Here is a 16,070-nt window from a genome sequence, read left to right on the forward strand (position 1 = left end):
ACCGAGTCGCTCCAATCGCGAGCAAGCTCGCTCCCACAGGTTCAGCGTGATCCCTGTGGGAGCGAGCTTGCTCCGGGCGGCGATCCGACGATGGCTGCGCCGCGGTCGTCGATCCGAAACAACTTCCCCTCGCCATTTATCACCCAATTACAAAGCCACCTAACTATTGCGTTGACATTCGCTGCCTAGGCAGTAATATCTGGACATACTTTCCCTGCCTAGGCAGCTAATGGGTGGTCAGATGAAACATTTCACGCCAGACGAATTCCAGAATTGCCACCTCGGTCTCTTGCTCGGGCGCGCCGCGCTGCTCAAGGACCGGATCATCGATACGCACATGGAACCCCATGGCATCACCGCCGCGCAGTTCAAGGTGCTGATCATCATGGCCCAGTTCGGCGTCGACACGCCGGCCGAGCTGTGCCGGCACTTGTCGCTGGACAGCGGTTCGATGACTCGCATGCTCGATCGTCTGGTACAGAAGGGCTTTCTCGTCCGCCAACGCTGCGAAGGCGACCGACGTCAGGTGCAACTGGTGCTGACCGAGGAGGGTCAGGCGCTGGCCGACCGTCTGCCGCATATCGGTGCCGAGGCGATGAACGAACTGGCAGGCGCCATCACGCCAGAAGAGTTGAAAACCCTGGAGCAGATCCTGAAGAAAATTTTGCTGGCGGCCGGTGACTCGATCACCTTGCTGCGGGTAGGTGACAAATGAGCAGTAAAACCTTGCGTACTCGCGTCAGCCTGGTGCTTGTGGCCATGAGCCTGGCCGGGTGTGCCAGCTACAGCGGCCTGAATACCCAAGGCGTGAGCCTCGATGCGAAAACCCTCAAGGCCGGGCAGTCCCTCAACGGTGTCACCCTGTCGCCGGCGGCCTGGCCGAAGAGCGACTGGTGGAAAAGCCTTGGCGACCCGCAGCTCGACGGTCTGATCCGCGAAGCCCTGCACGACAGCCCGGACATGCAGATCGCCGACGCCCGAGCCCACCAGGCCAGCGCTGCCGCCTATGCTGCCGATGCTGCACGGATGCCTACTCTCGATGCCAGCGCCAGCGTCAGCCGCTCGCGGTTGGCTCGCGACAAGGACCCGACCGGAGCGGGTGGCACTTATTCCACTGTGCGCAGTATCGGCGCCAGCTTCAATTACACTTTCGACCTCTGGGGCGGCCAGCGTGCCACCTGGGAAGCGGCGCTGGGCCAGGCCCGGGCGGCTGAAGTCGATCAGCAAGCCGCGCAACTGACCTTGTCCGCCGATGTCGCCCGTGCCTACAGCAATCTGGGCCAGGCCCACATCGTTCATGACCTGGCTAACGACGACCTCAAGCGCACCCGGCAAATGCTCGATCTGAGCAAGCGCCGGCTGAGCTCCGGCATCGACAGTCAATACCAGTACCAGCAAACCGAAAGCCTGGAAGCCAGTTCCGAAGCGACGTTGATCGACGCTGAAAAGACCCTGCAGAGCGCAAAAATCGCCCTGGCTGTGCTGCTCGGTAAAGGTCCGGATCGCGGTAATGAGATTGCCCGGCCGAAAGTCCTTCAGGCCAGCGCCGTGGCGTTGCCGTCGACACTGCCGGCGGAATTGCTCGGTCGTCGCCCGGACCTGATCGCCGCGCGCTGGCGGGTCGAGGCGGCGAGCAAAAGCATCGATGCCGGTAAAACCAGGTTCTACCCGAACCTCAACCTGAGCGCAGCCGCCGGCACCGAATCATTGTTGGGGGACGCCTTGTTCGGCTCGGCAAGCCGCTTCTTCAACATTATGCCAACCGTGTCGTTGCCGATCTTCGATGGTGGCCGCTTGCGCGCCAACCTCGATGCCCGCGACGCCGACTACGACCTCGCGGTCGCGCAGTACAACAAGACGCTGGTCAAAGCCTTGGGGGATGTCAGCGACACGATTTCCCAGTTGCGTGACATCGGCCGGCAGATCGGTGCGCAGCAACACGCCACCGACATTGCCCAGGACTCTTACAACACGGTGGTCCAGCGTTACGGTTCCGGCATCGGTAACTACCTGGACGTGCTCAGCATCGAGCAGCAATTGCTCCAGGCCCAGCGTCAGTTGGCGAACCTGAATGCCGAGCAGATCGATCTGTCGATTCAACTGATGCAGGCGCTGGGCGGCGGGTTCCAAGCCGACACCCTGGCCGCGGCCACTCCATCCCCAGCGCCTGCCACGCTGAATCAATAATTCAAGGTACTTGTCATGGCCACTATCGAAAACAACCCAACGCCTGAAAGCGCGCAAGACGCGGGCAATCCAGGCAAACGCAAATTCATGCTGCTGGTGCTGACGATCCTGGTCATTGTTGGCTGCCTCGGTGTCTGGGGCTGGCACGAACTCTACGGACGCTGGAGCGAAAGCACCGACGATGCCTACGTTAATGGCAACGTGGTGGAAATCACTCCGCTGGTCACCGGCACGGTTGTCAGCATCGGTGCAGACGATGGCGATCTGGTCCACGAAGGCCAGGTGCTGGTCAACTTCGACCCGAACGACGCGCAAGTCGGCCTGCAAAGTGCACAAGCCAATCTGGCCCGAACCGTGCGCCAGGTGCGCGGCCTGTACAGCAACGTTGACGGTATGAAAGCCCAGGTCAACGCCCAGAAAGCTGAAGTGCAGAAGGCTCAGGACAACTTCAATCGCCGGAAGAATCTGGCGGCGGGCGGGGCGATCTCCCAGGAAGAACTGTCCCACGCACGGGATGACCTGACCTCGGCGCAGAACGCCCTGGCCAATGCGCAGCAGCAACTCGCCACCACCAGCGCGCTGGTCGATGACACCGTGGTTTCGTCCCACCCGGACGTCCAGGCCGCCGCTGCGCAAGTGCGCCAGGCTTACCTGACCAACGCCCGCAGCACGCTGATCGCACCGGTCACCGGTTATGTGGCCAAGCGCACCGTACAGCTTGGCCAACGGGTCCAGCCGGGGACTGCGCTGATGGCGGTGATCCCGTTGGATCAACTGTGGATCGACGCCAACTTCAAGGAAACCCAGCTGCGTGACATGCGTATCGGTCAGCCGGTGGACATCGAAGCCGACCTCTATGGCAGCGATGTGAAATACAGCGGCACCATCGACAGCCTGGGCGCCGGGACCGGTAGCGCGTTTGCCTTGCTGCCGGCGCAAAACGCCACCGGTAACTGGATCAAGATCGTTCAGCGGGTGCCGGTGCGGATTCACATCAACGCCGAGCAACTGGACGCACATCCGTTGCGGGTGGGCCTGTCGACGATGGTCAACGTCAACCTGCACGACCAGAGCGGTCCGGTGCTGGCGCAGCAATCGCCACAAAAGGCTTCGTTCAGCACCAACGTCTACGACCGTCAGTTGGCCGAGGCCGACGCGATGATTACCCGCTTGATCCACGACAACAGCTCACTGGCGGCCAAAACCGCTCAACGCTGATTCGCCAATCCCTCAGCTGCGGCCGTAACGGTCGCAGCGACTGCCTCGTTTCAAAGGATTCGCGATGAGTACTAACGCGTCTTTCAAACCGCCCAGCCTGGTGCTCAGCACCATTGGCCTGTCGCTGGCGACCTTCATGCAGGTGCTCGACACCACCATCGCCAACGTGGCCTTGCCGACTATTTCCGGCAACCTGGGCGTGAGTTCGGAGCAGGGCACCTGGGTCATCACATCGTTCGCCGTGAGCAACGCCATCGCGCTGCCGTTGACCGGTTGGCTGAGTCGGCGTTTTGGCGAAGTGAAACTGTTTCTGTGGGCGACCATCCTGTTCGTGCTGGCGTCGTTCCTCTGCGGTATCTCGACCTCGATGCCCGAGCTGGTCGGGTTCCGGGTGGTGCAAGGATTGGTGGCAGGGCCGTTGTACCCGATGACCCAGACGCTGCTGATCGCGGTCTATCCGCCGGCGAAACGGGGGATGGCCCTGGCGTTGCTGGCGATGGTCACGGTGGTCGCGCCGATTGCCGGTCCCATACTCGGTGGCTGGATTACCGACAGTTATAGCTGGCCGTGGATTTTCTTCATCAACGTGCCGATTGGCGTATTCGCGGTGATGGTGGTCAAGCAGCAACTCAAGGAGCGTCCGGTGGTGATCAGCCGTCAGCCGATGGATTACATCGGTCTGCTGACCTTGATCATTGGTGTCGGCGCGCTGCAGATCATCCTCGATAAAGGTAATGACCTGGACTGGTTCGAGTCGAACTTCATCATTATCGGTGCAGCTATTTCGGCGATTGCGCTGGCCGTGTTCGTGATCTGGGAGATGACCGACAAGCACCCGGTGGTGAATCTGCGGCTGTTCGCGTATCGCAACTTCCGCATCGGCACCATCGTGTTGGTCTTGGGTTACGCCGGGTTCTTTGGCATCAACCTGATTCTGCCGCAGTGGCTGCAAACCCAGATGGGCTACACCGCGACCTGGGCCGGGCTGGCGGTGGCGCCGATCGGGATTCTGCCGGTGCTGATGTCGCCCTTTGTCGGCAAGTACGCGAACAGGTTCGACTTGCGACTGCTGGCCGGGCTGGCGTTCCTGGCCATCGGCCTGAGCTGCTTCATGCGCGCCGGCTTCACCAATGAGGTGGACGTCCAGCACGTGGCGCTGGTGCAACTGTTCATGGGGATTGGCGTGGCGCTGTTCTTCATGCCGACTCTGAGCATTTTGATGTCGGACCTGCCACCGCATCAGATCGCCGATGGCGCGGGGCTGGCGACCTTCCTGCGGACCCTGGGCGGCAGCTTTGCGGCATCGCTGACCACCTGGATCTGGATCCGTCGCGCCGATCAGCATCACGCCTACCTGAGCGAAAGCCTCAGCACCTTCGATCCGGCGACCCGCGATACATTGAATACCTTGGGCGGGGCGGGCAATCCGGCGTATGCGCAACTCGATCACCTGCTGACCAGCCAGGCATACATGCTCTCCACCGTGGATTACTTCACGCTGTTGGGCTGGGGCTTTATGGGGTTGATTCTGCTGGTGTGGCTGGCCAAGCCGCCGTTCGCAGCGAAGGCGGGGCCGGAGGCAAGCGGACATTGAGTCAAACACATTCCCTGTGGGAGCGAGCCTGCTCGCGAAAGCGGTGGATCAGTCAACAAAGATGTTGAGTTTGAGTCCGCCATCGCGAGCAGGCTCCCACATTGGGTTTGTATTTGACCGTTAGCTGCCGGGAGCTGCCAGCTGTGGCGGCGGCGCGAAATCAAACGCCGCCAGCTGAAACCCCTGCTCATCCACCTGCAACGCCCACCCCTGGCGATCCCAATCGCCCAGCACAATGCGCTTGGCCGCTTGTTCGCCAATCTGCAATTTATGGATGGCGGGGCGGTGGGTATGGCCGTGGACCAGGGTTTTCACCCCGTACTGCTGCATGATCCGCGGGATTTCCTCGGGGGTCACATCGACGATGTCGTTGGCTTTCATCCGGGTTTGCGCGCGGCTCTCGCTGCGCAGCTTGCGCGCCAGTGTCCGGCGGGTACGCAGCGGCAGATGGCGCAGGATGAACAAGCTGATGGGGTTGCGCAGGTAGCGGCGCAGCTTCATGTAGCTTTCGTCGCGGGTACACAGGCTGTCGCCGTGCATCAACAGCACCGGCTCACCCTGCAATTGCACGACACTCGGATCCTTGAGCAAGGTGCAGCCAGCTGCTTTGCAGAAGGCCTTGCCAAGCAGGAAGTCGCGATTGCCGTGCATCAGAAAGATCGCCGTGCCGCTGTCGCTAAGTTCGCGCAGGGCCTGGCAGATGGAGCGTTGGAAGGGGCTCATGGCGTCATCGCCAATCCACACCTCGAAAAAGTCGCCGAGAATGTACAACGCTTGCGCCGAACGGGCGCGGGTGGCGAGCAAATCCAGAAACGCCCGGGTAATGTCCGGGCGTTCCTCTTCCAGATGTAAATCTGAAATCAGCAATATCACTCAATGATCTCGGCTTTCTCGATGATCACGTCGTCTGCGGGTACGTCCTGGTGGCCGGACTTCATGGTGGTCGAAACACCTTTGATCTTGTCGACAACGTCAGTACCGGCGGTCACTTTACCGAACACGGCATAACCCCAGCCCTGAACGTTCTTGCCGCTGTGGTTGAGGAAGCTGTTGTCGGCGACGTTGATGAAGAACTGCGCGGAAGCCGAATGCGGCTCCATGGTGCGAGCCATGGCGACGGTGTATTTGTCGTTGGAAAGACCGTTGTCAGCTTCGTTCTGGATGCTTGGACGCTTGTCTTTCTTTTCCTTCATGCCTGGCTCGAAACCGCCGCCCTGGATCATGAAGTTGCCGATAACACGGTGGAAAATGGTGTTTTCGTAGTGGCCGGCCTTAACATATTCGATGAAGTTGGCCACGGTGATCGGGGCTTTTTCGGCGTTCAGTTCCAGGACGATGTCGCCGTGGTTGGTGGTCAGTTTGACTTGAGTCATGATCGATACTCTTTTAAGGAGAAACGTTTTCAAGGAATTCGTGGCTTTCGGGGCGCTGCGTGACGCGTGCGAGCCCCTGCCTGTTTGGCAAAAAATCGCCAAGGTGCGCAGTTTAGCGTGATGGCCGCGAATTTCGAGGCTGTTTTTCAAATCAGGCGCATTAAACGCACCTGTTTTAGGGCCTGCTCTGTCAGGCGCTTGACCGCATCGGCTATGATAGCGCCTTTGTTTTGTCAGGCCTCCATGAAGGCCACGCACTTGTACGTTCAAGGATCCTATGAGCAAGCCCACTGTCGACCCTACCTCGAATTCCAAGACCGGCCCTGCCGTGCCGGTCAATTTCCTGCGGCCGATCATCCAGGCGGACCTGGACTCGGGTAAGCACACGCAGATCGTCACCCGTTTTCCGCCTGAGCCCAACGGCTACCTGCACATCGGTCACGCCAAGTCGATCTGTGTGAACTTCGGCCTGGCCCAGGAGTTCGGTGGCGTGACGCACCTGCGTTTCGACGACACCAACCCGGCCAAGGAAGACCAGGAATACATCGACGCCATCGAAAGCGACGTCAAGTGGCTGGGCTTTGAGTGGTCCGGTGAAGTGCGCTATGCCTCGCAGTATTTCGACCAGTTGCACGAGTGGGCGGTCGAGCTGATCAAGGCGGGCAAGGCCTACGTCGACGATCTGTCTCCTGAACAAGCCAAGGAATACCGCGGCAGCCTGACCGAGCCCGGCAAGAACAGCCCGTTCCGCGACCGCTCGGTTGAGGAAAACCTCGACCTGTTCGCCCGCATGAAGGCCGGCGAGTTCAAGGACGGCGCACGCGTACTGCGGGCCAAGATCGACATGGCCTCGCCGAACATGAACCTGCGCGACCCGATCCTGTACCGCATCCGTCATGCCCATCACCACCAGACCGGTGACAAGTGGTGCATCTATCCGAACTACGACTTCACCCACGGTCAGTCGGACGCCATCGAAGGCATCACCCATTCGATCTGCACCCTGGAGTTCGAAAGCCATCGTCCGCTGTACGACTGGTTCCTCGACAACCTGCCAGTGCCGGCGCACCCGCGTCAGTATGAGTTCAGCCGTCTGAACCTGAACTACACCATCACCAGCAAGCGCAAGCTCAAGCAACTGGTCGATGAAAAGCACGTCAATGGCTGGGACGACCCGCGCATGTCCACGCTGTCGGGTTTCCGCCGCCGTGGCTACACGCCGAAATCGATCCGCAACTTCTGCGAAATGATCGGCACCAACCGTTCCGACGGCGTGGTGGATTTCGGCATGCTCGAATTCAGCATCCGTGACGACCTCGACCACAGCGCCCCACGCGCCATGTGCGTACTGCGTCCGCTGAAAGTCGTGATCACCAACTACCCGCAAGGCCAGGTCGAGAACCTCGAACTGTCTTGCCACCCGAAAGAAGACATGGGCGTGCGGGTTCTGCCATTCGCCCGTGAGATCTACATCGACCGTGAAGACTTCATGGAAGAGCCGCCGAAGGGCTACAAGCGCCTGGAGCCGGCCGGTGAAGTGCGTCTGCGCGGCAGCTACGTGATCCGTGCCGACGAAGCAATCAAGGACGCCGATGGCAACATCGTCGAACTGCGTTGCTCGTATGACCCGCAAACCCTGGGCAAGAACCCTGAAGGCCGTAAGGTCAAAGGCGTGATCCACTGGGTGCCGGCCGCGGCCAGTATCGAGTGCGAAGTGCGTCTGTACGATCGCCTGTTCCGTTCGCCGAATCCTGAGAAGGCCGAAGACAGCGCCAGTTTCCTGGACAACATCAACCCTGACTCACTGCAAGTCCTCACCGGTTGTCGTGCTGAACCCTCGTTGGGCAACGCACAGCCGGAAGACCGTTTCCAGTTCGAGCGCGAAGGTTACTTCGTCGCGGATATCAAGGACTCGAAACCGGGCGCTCCGGTATTCAACCGTACCGTGACCCTGCGTGATTCGTGGGGCCAGTGATTTAGAGCCAGGCCTGACCGGTTCTGATAAATAGGAACAATCGTGCTTACGATCTACAACACGCTCACCAAGAGCAAAGAAGTCTTCAAGCCGCTGGATGGCAACAAGGTGCGCATGTACGTCTGCGGGATGACCGTTTATGACTACTGCCACCTGGGCCATGGCCGCAGCATGGTCGCGTTCGACCTGGTGACCCGCTGGTTGCGGTTCAGCGGTTACGACCTGACCTACGTGCGCAACATCACCGACATCGACGACAAGATCATCAATCGCGCCCGTGAAAACGGCGAGTCGTTCGAAGCGTTGACCGAGCGCATGATCGCGGCAATGCACGAAGACGAGTCGCGCTTGAACATCCTCAAGCCGGACATGGAACCGCGCGCCACCGGCCACATTGCCGGCATGCACGCGATGATCCAGACCCTGATCGACAAGGGCTACGCCTACGCGCCGGGTAACGGCGACGTGTACTACCGCGTCGCGAAGTTCATGGGCTACGGCAAGCTGTCGCGCAAGAAGATCGAAGACCTGCGCATCGGCGCCCGGATCGAAGTCGACGAGTCGAAACAGGACCCGCTGGACTTCGTGCTGTGGAAAGCCGCCAAGCCAGGTGAGCCGAGCTGGGAATCGCCATGGGGCGCCGGGCGTCCGGGCTGGCACATCGAGTGCTCGGTGATGTCGACCTGCTGCCTCGGTGAGACCTTCGATATTCATGGCGGCGGCAGCGACCTTGAGTTCCCGCACCACGAGAACGAAATCGCCCAGAGCGAAGCGGCCACCGGCAAGACCTACGCCAACGCGTGGATGCATTGCGGGATGATTCGCATCAATGGCGAGAAGATGTCCAAGTCCTTGAACAACTTCTTCACCATTCGCGACGTGCTCGACAAGTACCACCCGGAAGTCGTGCGTTACCTGCTGGTATCGAGTCACTACCGCAGCGCGATCAACTACTCGGAAGACAACCTCAAGGACGCCAAGGGCGCTCTAGAGCGTTTCTACCACGCGTTGAAAGGCCTGCCGACGGTTCCGGCCGCCGGTGGCGAAGCCTTTGTCGAACGTTTCACCCAGGTGATGAACGACGACTTCGGCACGCCGGAAGCCTGTGCGGTGCTGTTCGAGATGGTGCGCGAGATCAACCGTCTGCGTGAGAGCGATCTGAATGCGGCGGCAGGTCTGGCGGCACGTCTGAAAGAGCTGGCCAGTGTGCTCGGCGTGTTGCAGCTCGAAGCCGATGACTTCCTGCAAGCCGGTGCTGAAGGCCGGGTCGATGCAGCAGAAGTCGAGGCGCTGATTCAGGCGCGCCTGACTGCCCGTGCCAATAAGGACTGGGCCGAGTCGGACCGCATCCGCGATCAGCTCACCGCCATGGGCGTGGTACTGGAAGACGGCAAGGGCGGCACAACGTGGCGCCTGGCTGACTAAAGCCTGCTTGAGCTAAAAACAAAACCCGCCTTGTGCGGGTTTTTGTTTGATGGACGTAATCTTTGTTGAGATAGAACCAGTTAAACCAAAATAGCGAGTGATGTGTATTTGGCGACTAAAGGGTCGGTGGTGAGTAGCTTCATTGGTTCTGTGATTGCAGTTGCAACAATAAGGCGATCGAACGGATCGCGATGGTGATGTTCGAGGTCTTTCACTGCAATGGCGTGTTCTGAAGTGACAGGCAACTCTATGAAACCGCTTTCGAGGCAGTATTCTCGTACCTCTTCCAAATCAACGCTTAGCTTTCCCAGCCCAACCTTGATCGCCATCTCCCAGAAAGTAGCTGCGCTGATGTAAATCTCAGCGGCGCTCTCAATGAGTTTTCTGGCTCTGCCGGATAGTTTTGGATCATCACTGAGAGTCCAAAGCAGAATATGTGTATCGAGTAAGACCCTCATCCATGAGTCCCTTCAAATGCGTCCAGCATCTCGTCCGGTAGCGGCGCATCAAAGTCTTCAGGCAGGGTCAGTTTGCCTTTCATCGCTCCGATGCGCCGTCCGGAGGGTTTTCCCACGGGAACAAGGCGGGCAAGGGCTCGGCCATGTTTAGCGATCGTGATGATCTGTCCGGAAGCAGCGTCATCGACCAGTTTGGACAAATTGTTTTTTGCTTCACCTAACGGAACGATGATCATGATGCCCCTCCAATATTCTGGCAAATATAGCCAGAATTTTTGGGGTAGGCAAAGGTGAGTGGACAATAGGTCGCGTTGTCATGTGTCGAGTTAGCGGTGAAAGGTCGAGAGGTTTTTGAGGGTGCTGGCGATTCGGGAGTACCCCTTACCAGAATGTTGCGTTGTTGCTCAGTCGCCAGGCATTTAAAACCTTCGACCATGTCTGAAAAAATATCCCGTTTCATTGAATGCTCCTGATAGCCCGTCACTCACCTTAGCGCTCGGTTGCATCAGCCGGATGTCAGCTGCCACCGGTCTCTTTGCAGGCATATTCCGAGAAAGGGGAGAGCAGTCCCCCAAACGCAAAAACGGCACCCGAAGGTGCCGTTTGTGTTTTTTGCTGCGTATCGCTTAAGCGATCAACCGGCCAGGCCAGTTTGCTGAACCAGTGCCAGCAACGGCTGTGGGTACAGGCCGAGGAAGAACGCCAGCACTGCGATGGCCAGCAGCATCACGCCGCCTGCCTTTTGTTCCCAGTGCAGTTGAGCGTCGACGCGACGCAGGTTTGGCTCGATCAGGTACAAGGTGACCATGACGCGCAGGTAGTAGAAGACGCCGATGGCGCTGCCCAGTACCAGGGAGCCGACCAGCCACCATTGGTGAGATTCGACACCGGTGGCGATGATGTAGAACTTGCCGATGAAGCCTGCAGTCAGCGGGATGCCGGCCAGCGACAACATCATCACGGTCAGAACGGCGGTCAGGTACGGACGACGCCAGAACAGGCCGCGGTACTCGTACAGTGCGTCAGCGTCACGACCTTTGTACGGCGAGGACATCAGGGTGATCACGCCGAAAGCGCCGAGGCTGGTGATCACGTAGGTGACCAGGTACACGCCGATGGCTTCCATCGCCAGACCCTTGCTCGCCACCAGGGCGATCAGCAGGTAACCGAAGTGCGCGATGGACGAATAACCCAGCAGACGCTTGAGGTTGCTCTGGGTCAGTGCCAACAGGTTACCGAACAGGATCGAGGCAATCGCGATCACGGTCAGCACGGTGCTCAACACACCGCTGCTGGCCACTGGCGAGATCTGGAACAGACGCACCATGACCGCGAACACGGCAACTTTCGAGGCGGTGGCCAGGAACGCCGCAACCGGTGCCGGGGCACCTTCGTAGACGTCCGGCGTCCAGAGGTGGAACGGTACCAGCGACAGCTTGAACGCCAGGCCGATCAGCATCATGCCCAGGCCCATCTGTGCCAGTGGGCTTGGCAGGCCGGTGGCCGCAAGGGCGTGACCGATGCCGCTGAAGCTCAGGGTGCCGGCTTCGGCGTAGAGCAGGGCCATACCGAACAACAGGAACGCAGAACCGGCTGCCGACAGCACCATGTACTTGATGCCGGCTTCCAGTGAGCGCTTGTTGAAGAAGGCATAGGCCACCAGACCGTAGACCGGTACCGAGAGCAGTTCCAGACCGACGAACAACCCGGCCAGGTGCTGCGCGCTGACCAGAACCAGGCCACCGGCGGCAGCCATCAGGATCAGCAGGTACAGTTCTTCACGGTTGCCCGGGTAACCCGTACCGCCTTCGCCGAGGTAGGCATGGGCGAGGGTGACGCAAGCGAGGGTGGCGACCAGGATCAGCGCCATGTACAGGCAGGCAAAGCTGTCGATCTGCAGCAAGGGAGTCACAGCCAGAGGCGCGACTTTCAAGGCTGGCAGGATCGACAGCAAGGCCAGGTTCAGACCCGCGACCGACAGCAGGAAGGTCTGCGAGTGGTTGCGGCGCCAGGCGATCGCCAGCATCACCACGATGATCGTGGCGCTGGTGATCAACAATGGCGCAAGCGCGATAAAGTGTTGAATCGTAAAGTCCATAGCGCTCTTACCGGGCCGAAGCGAGTTGAGTGAAGGCGGTACCGAACCATTGCTGCACGCCATGCATCGTAGCGGCAGAGGTATCGAGGAACGGTTGCGGGTAGACGCCGATGTAAATCAGCAGTGCCGCCAGTCCAACCACCATGATCATTTCGCGAGTATCCATGCCATGCAGCACGGCGTCCGATTTGGACGGACCGAAGTAGGCACGGTGAATCATGATCAGCGAGTAGACGGAACCGAACACCAGGCCGGCAGTCGCGATCACGGTGACCCACGGCGCGCTGGCGAAGGTGCCGATCAGGATCAGGAACTCACCGACGAAGTTACCGGTCACCGGCAAGCCCAGCGAAGCTGCAGCGAAGAACAGGCTGATGGCGGGCAGGTAGGCGATCTTCGACCACAGGCCGCCCATCTCACGCATGTCGCGAGTGTGGGTGCGCTCGTAGAGCTGGCCGCAGAGGATAAAGAGTGCCGCTGCCGACAGGCCGTGCGCGAGCATCTGGATCACTGCGCCTTGCAGGGCCAGCTGGCTGCCGGAGTAGATGCCGATCAGCACGAAGCCCATGTGCGAAACGCTGGAGTAGGCGACCAGACGCTTGATGTCGGTCTGGGCGAAAGCCAGGAACGCACCGTAGAAGATCCCGACCAGGCCCAGGGCCATGGCGAACGGTGCGAACTCGGCCGACGCATTCGGGAACAACGGCAGGGCGAAACGCAGCAGACCGTACGCAGCGGTCTTCAGCAGAATACCGGCCAGGTCAACGGAACCCGCAGTCGGTGCCTGTGCGTGAGCATCCGGCAACCAGGAGTGGAACGGCACTACTGGCAGCTTCACCGCGAAGGCGATGAAGAAGCCGAGCATCAGAACGTACTCGGTGGTCAGCGACATCTTGGTTTTCAACAGGTCGGAGTAATTGAAAGTAATCACGCCCGTGCTGTTGAAGTTGACCAGTACCAGACCCAGGATCGCCACCAACATGATCAGGCCGCTGGCCTGAGTGAAGATGAAGAACTTGGTTGCTGCGTAGATCCGGGTTTTCTTGCCGTCCGAAGAACTGTGACCCCAGAGCGCGATGAGGAAGTACATCGGCACCAGCATCATTTCCCAGAAGAAGAAGAACATGAACAGGTCGAGGGCCAGGAACACGCCGACGACACCGCCCAGGATCCACATCAGGTTCAAGTGGAAGAAGCCAACGTGACGCTGGATCTCTTTCCACGAGCAGAGTACCGAGAGGACACCCAGCAGACCGGTCAGCATGATCATCAACAGCGACAGGCCGTCGAGGGCCAGGTGCACGTTGATGCCGAAGCGCTCGATCCAGACGTGCTTGAACTCAAGCGCCCAGGTCGGATCGGCACCAGGTGCCGGGGCAAATGAATAGTTACCGTGGGCCCACAGCCAGAGGCCGAGAGCGAGTTCCAGGGTCATGGTCAACAGCGCAATCCAGCGGGGGAGGGTAGCGCCGAAGCGCTCACCCATCCAGCACAGCAGGCCGCCGATGAAGGGGATCAGGATTAGCCATGGCAGAATCATGACGGGCTCGTTTCCTTTCGCAAGTTCGCAAGGTTCATATCAGACCGCTACCAGCACGACAGCGCCGATAACCAGCACGGCACCAGCAGCCATCGAGGCGGCGTACCAACGCAGTTGACCTGTTTCGGTACGGCTCAGGGAGTTGTGACCCCCTTTGGCCATCCGCGGGATCAAACCGATGGTTTGGTCGAACGGGTCTTTGCGCAGCATGTGGCTGATCGCAAGGTACGGCTTGACGAACAGTTTGTCGTAGATCCAGTCGAAGCCCCAGGCCGCGAACCACCAGGCCGAGAGCAGACGGCCGATGCCGCTGTTGGCGATGGCGGTGACGAAGCGACGCTTGCCGAGGAACAGCAGCGCGGCCAGCAGGATACCGGACAGGGCGATAGCGCCCGAGACCAGTTCCAGGCTGTGCTTGGCTTCGCCGCCGGCATGGCCAACGCTTTCTGGCAGTACGCCGTGCAGTGGCGGAACGATCATCGCGCCAATGGCGGTCGACAGCACGATCAGCACCGACAATGGCAGCCAGTGAGCAATGCCGTGACCGGCGTGGGCTTCGGTCTTCACTTCACCGTGGAACGCGATGAAGATCAGGCGGAAGGTGTACAGCGACGTCATGAAGGCACCCACCAGACCGGCATAGAGCAGACCGTGGTTACCGCTGGCGAAGGCTTCCCAGAGGATTTCGTCTTTCGAGTAGAAACCTGCGGTCACCAGTGGCAGGGCGGCAAGGGCCGCGCCGCCGACGATGAAGCTGGCGTAGGCCAGTGGCAGTTTCTTCCACAGGCCGCCCATCTTGAAGATGTTCTGCTCGTGGTGGCAGGCAACGATCACCGAACCGGAAGCAAGGAACAGCAGCGCCTTGAAGAACGCGTGCGTCATCAGGTGGAAGATCGCGCCTTCCCAGGCACCCACGCCCAGCGCCAGGAACATGTAGCCGATCTGGCTCATGGTCGAGTAGGCGAGGATACGTTTGATGTCGGTTTGGACCAGGGCTGCGAAACCGGCGAGCACCAGGGTCACACCGCCGACGATGCCGACCAGGTGCAGGATATCCGGCGCCAGGGCGAACAGACCGTGGGTACGGGCGATCAGGTAGACACCGGCGGTCACCATGGTCGCGGCGTGGATCAGTGCCGAAACCGGGGTAGGACCGGCCATCGCATCCGCCAGCCAGGTTTGCAGCGGCAGTTGCGCGGATTTACCGACAGCGCCGCCCAGCAGCATCAGGGTCGCCATGACGATCCAGAAGTCACCGGTCTTGAAGTGCTCAGGCGCTTTGACCAGCAGCTCCTGAATGTTCAGCGTGCCCAACTGCTGGAACAGGATGAACAGGCCGATGGCCATGAACACGTCGCCGATACGGGTGACGATGAAGGCTTTGAGTGCGGCGTTACCGTTGTTGCGGTTGCTGTAGTAGAAACCGATCAACAGGTAGCTGCACAGGCCCACGCCTTCCCAACCGAAGTACAGGAACAACAGGTTATCGCCCAGCACCAGGAACAGCATGCTGGCGATAAACAGGTTGGTGTACGCGAAGAAGCGCGAGTAACCGTCTTCACCGCGCATGTACCAGGACGCGAACAGGTGGATCAGGAAGCCCACGCCGACGACCACACCGAGCATGGTCACGGACAGGCCATCCAGGTACAGGGCGAAGTTCGGCTTGAAGTCGCCTACCGACATCCACTGCCACAACACCTGGGTGACGTGACCGCCTTCAGGCGGCGCGACGTTGAACTGCCAGATGACGTAGGCAGCGACGATCGCCGAGAGGCCGACGGAGCCGACGCCGATCAGCGCCGAGAGGTTTTCCGAGAGGCGCCCGCGTGAGAACGACAGCAGCAGGAAACCGATCAGGGGAAATACGAAAGTCAGATAGAGAAGGTTCATCCGCGCATCTCGCTGGCAGCGTCGATATCGAGAGTGTGGAAGCGGCGATGCAGCTGCAACAGAATCGCCAGGCCAATACTGGCCTCGGCGGCTGCCAGGCTGATCACCAGGATGAACATGATCTGTCCATCCGGCTGGCCCCAACGGCTACCGGCAACGATGAAAGCCAGGGCTGCGGCATTCATCATGACCTCCAGGCTCATCAGCACGAAGAGAATGTTGCGGCGGACCATCAGGCCAACCAGACCGAGGCAGAACAGGATGCCGGCAACCGCCAGACCATGTTCGAGAGGGATAGCAGGCATAAAG

At 60.0% G+C, this 16,070-nt stretch carries 15 protein-coding genes; 6 read left to right on the forward strand and 9 right to left on the reverse strand.

All coding sequences use genetic code 11. The annotated features are described in order from the left end of the window. Window positions 1-241: 241 nt before the first annotated feature. The 4 genes from HK44_RS01165 to HK44_RS01180 all read left to right on the forward strand — a co-directional run bounded on the left by HK44_RS01165 (window position 242) and on the right by HK44_RS01180 (window position 4,999). The gene (locus HK44_RS01165) at window positions 242-715 is read left to right on the forward strand and encodes a MarR family winged helix-turn-helix transcriptional regulator (protein ID WP_024264673.1); all 474 of its coding nucleotides are present in this window, start codon (window positions 242-244) and stop codon (window positions 713-715) included. After that, on the forward strand, window positions 712-2,187 hold the full coding sequence (locus HK44_RS01170) for an efflux transporter outer membrane subunit (RefSeq protein ID WP_019689803.1): 1,476 nt from the start codon (window positions 712-714) through the stop codon (window positions 2,185-2,187). Before HK44_RS01165 ends, HK44_RS01170 begins: the two co-directional genes overlap by 4 nt. A gap of 15 nt (window positions 2,188-2,202) precedes the next feature. After that, the gene (locus tag HK44_RS01175; protein ID WP_019689804.1) at window positions 2,203-3,405 is read left to right on the forward strand and encodes an HlyD family efflux transporter periplasmic adaptor subunit; all 1,203 of its coding nucleotides are present in this window, start codon (window positions 2,203-2,205) and stop codon (window positions 3,403-3,405) included. 64 nt (window positions 3,406-3,469) lie between these two features. Continuing rightward, complete coding sequence (locus tag HK44_RS01180) at window positions 3,470-4,999, forward strand: DHA2 family efflux MFS transporter permease subunit (protein ID WP_019689805.1); 1,530 nt, start codon at window positions 3,470-3,472, stop codon at window positions 4,997-4,999. 120 nt (window positions 5,000-5,119) lie between these two features. Here the strand turns inward: HK44_RS01180 and HK44_RS01185 are convergent, their stop codons facing one another. Both HK44_RS01185 and HK44_RS01190 read right to left on the reverse strand, forming a co-directional pair. After that, window positions 5,120-5,872, reverse strand: a complete 753-nt coding sequence (locus HK44_RS01185) for a UDP-2,3-diacylglucosamine diphosphatase (RefSeq protein ID WP_019689806.1) — start codon at window positions 5,870-5,872, stop codon at window positions 5,120-5,122. Beyond that, the gene (locus HK44_RS01190; protein WP_019689807.1) at window positions 5,869-6,372 is read right to left on the reverse strand and encodes a peptidylprolyl isomerase; all 504 of its coding nucleotides are present in this window, start codon (window positions 6,370-6,372) and stop codon (window positions 5,869-5,871) included. Before HK44_RS01190 ends, HK44_RS01185 begins: the two co-directional genes overlap by 4 nt. Window positions 6,373-6,649: 277 nt before the next feature. On the opposite strand from HK44_RS01190, the gene HK44_RS01195 reads away from it, so the two are divergent. Beyond that, entirely contained in the window at window positions 6,650-8,347 is a 1,698-nt protein-coding gene (locus HK44_RS01195) for a glutamine--tRNA ligase/YqeY domain fusion protein (protein ID WP_019689809.1), read from the forward strand. Between the two features lie 42 nt (window positions 8,348-8,389). Further along, the gene (cysS, locus tag HK44_RS01200) at window positions 8,390-9,772 is read left to right on the forward strand and encodes a cysteine--tRNA ligase (protein WP_019689810.1); all 1,383 of its coding nucleotides are present in this window, start codon (window positions 8,390-8,392) and stop codon (window positions 9,770-9,772) included. Window positions 9,773-9,852: 80 nt separating this feature from the next. On the opposite strand, the gene HK44_RS01205 is transcribed toward cysS, so the two are convergent. From HK44_RS01205 to nuoK, 7 genes are all read right to left on the reverse strand, one after another. After that, a complete protein-coding gene (locus HK44_RS01205) occupies window positions 9,853-10,230 on the reverse strand; it encodes a type II toxin-antitoxin system VapC family toxin (protein ID WP_019689811.1) in 378 nt (125 codons plus the stop codon). Further along, window positions 10,227-10,466, reverse strand: coding sequence for a type II toxin-antitoxin system Phd/YefM family antitoxin (locus HK44_RS01210; protein WP_019689812.1), 240 nt, complete (start codon window positions 10,464-10,466; stop codon window positions 10,227-10,229). Before HK44_RS01210 ends, HK44_RS01205 begins: the two co-directional genes overlap by 4 nt. Further along, window positions 10,463-10,690 (reverse strand): hypothetical protein, encoded by a 228-nt coding sequence (locus HK44_RS01215; RefSeq protein WP_141651651.1) that lies wholly within the window; start codon window positions 10,688-10,690, stop codon window positions 10,463-10,465. Before HK44_RS01215 ends, HK44_RS01210 begins: the two co-directional genes overlap by 4 nt. Window positions 10,691-10,864: 174 nt before the next feature. Beyond that, window positions 10,865-12,328 carry an NADH-quinone oxidoreductase subunit NuoN gene (gene nuoN / locus HK44_RS01220; RefSeq protein ID WP_019689813.1) on the reverse strand — a complete coding sequence of 488 codons (1,464 nt, stop codon included), beginning with the start codon at window positions 12,326-12,328 and terminating at the stop codon, window positions 10,865-10,867. Window positions 12,329-12,335: 7 nt separating this feature from the next. Beyond that, window positions 12,336-13,868 (reverse strand): NADH-quinone oxidoreductase subunit M, encoded by a 1,533-nt coding sequence (gene nuoM, locus HK44_RS01225; RefSeq protein WP_019689814.1) that lies wholly within the window; start codon window positions 13,866-13,868, stop codon window positions 12,336-12,338. Window positions 13,869-13,907: 39 nt separating this feature from the next. Beyond that, a complete protein-coding gene (gene nuoL / locus HK44_RS01230) occupies window positions 13,908-15,761 on the reverse strand; it encodes an NADH-quinone oxidoreductase subunit L (RefSeq protein ID WP_019689815.1) in 1,854 nt (617 codons plus the stop codon). Next, on the reverse strand, window positions 15,758-16,066 hold the full coding sequence (gene nuoK / locus HK44_RS01235; protein WP_019689816.1) for an NADH-quinone oxidoreductase subunit NuoK: 309 nt from the start codon (window positions 16,064-16,066) through the stop codon (window positions 15,758-15,760). Before nuoK ends, nuoL begins: the two co-directional genes overlap by 4 nt. Window positions 16,067-16,070: the final 4 nt, after the last annotated feature.

This window comes from Pseudomonas fluorescens HK44 (assembly GCF_000217955.3).
Taxonomy (GTDB): Bacteria; Pseudomonadota; Gammaproteobacteria; order Pseudomonadales; family Pseudomonadaceae; genus Aquipseudomonas; species Aquipseudomonas fluorescens_AQ.

What these genes read in the sequence shown, in the direction of transcription:
- HK44_RS01165 (WP_024264673.1), top strand. Translation starts at nt 242, where the DNA reads ATGAAACATTTCACGCCAGACGAATTCCAGAATTGCCACCTCGGTCTC.
- HK44_RS01170 (WP_019689803.1), top strand. Translation starts at nt 712, where the DNA reads ATGAGCAGTAAAACCTTGCGTACTCGCGTCAGCCTGGTGCTTGTGGCC.
- HK44_RS01175 (WP_019689804.1), top strand. Translation starts at nt 2,203, where the DNA reads ATGGCCACTATCGAAAACAACCCAACGCCTGAAAGCGCGCAAGACGCG.
- HK44_RS01180 (WP_019689805.1), top strand. Translation starts at nt 3,470, where the DNA reads ATGAGTACTAACGCGTCTTTCAAACCGCCCAGCCTGGTGCTCAGCACC.
- HK44_RS01190 (WP_019689807.1), bottom strand. Translation starts at nt 6,372, where the DNA reads ATGACTCAAGTCAAACTGACCACCAACCACGGCGACATCGTCCTGGAA.
- HK44_RS01195 (WP_019689809.1), top strand. Translation starts at nt 6,650, where the DNA reads ATGAGCAAGCCCACTGTCGACCCTACCTCGAATTCCAAGACCGGCCCT.
- HK44_RS01205 (WP_019689811.1), bottom strand. Translation starts at nt 10,230, where the DNA reads ATGAGGGTCTTACTCGATACACATATTCTGCTTTGGACTCTCAGTGAT.
- HK44_RS01210 (WP_019689812.1), bottom strand. Translation starts at nt 10,466, where the DNA reads ATGATCATCGTTCCGTTAGGTGAAGCAAAAAACAATTTGTCCAAACTG.
- HK44_RS01215 (WP_141651651.1), bottom strand. Translation starts at nt 10,690, where the DNA reads ATGAAACGGGATATTTTTTCAGACATGGTCGAAGGTTTTAAATGCCTG.
- nuoN (WP_019689813.1), bottom strand. Translation starts at nt 12,328, where the DNA reads ATGGACTTTACGATTCAACACTTTATCGCGCTTGCGCCATTGTTGATC.
- nuoM (WP_019689814.1), bottom strand. Translation starts at nt 13,868, where the DNA reads ATGATTCTGCCATGGCTAATCCTGATCCCCTTCATCGGCGGCCTGCTG.
- nuoL (WP_019689815.1), bottom strand. Translation starts at nt 15,761, where the DNA reads ATGAACCTTCTCTATCTGACTTTCGTATTTCCCCTGATCGGTTTCCTG.
- nuoK (WP_019689816.1), bottom strand. Translation starts at nt 16,066, where the DNA reads ATGCCTGCTATCCCTCTCGAACATGGTCTGGCGGTTGCCGGCATCCTG.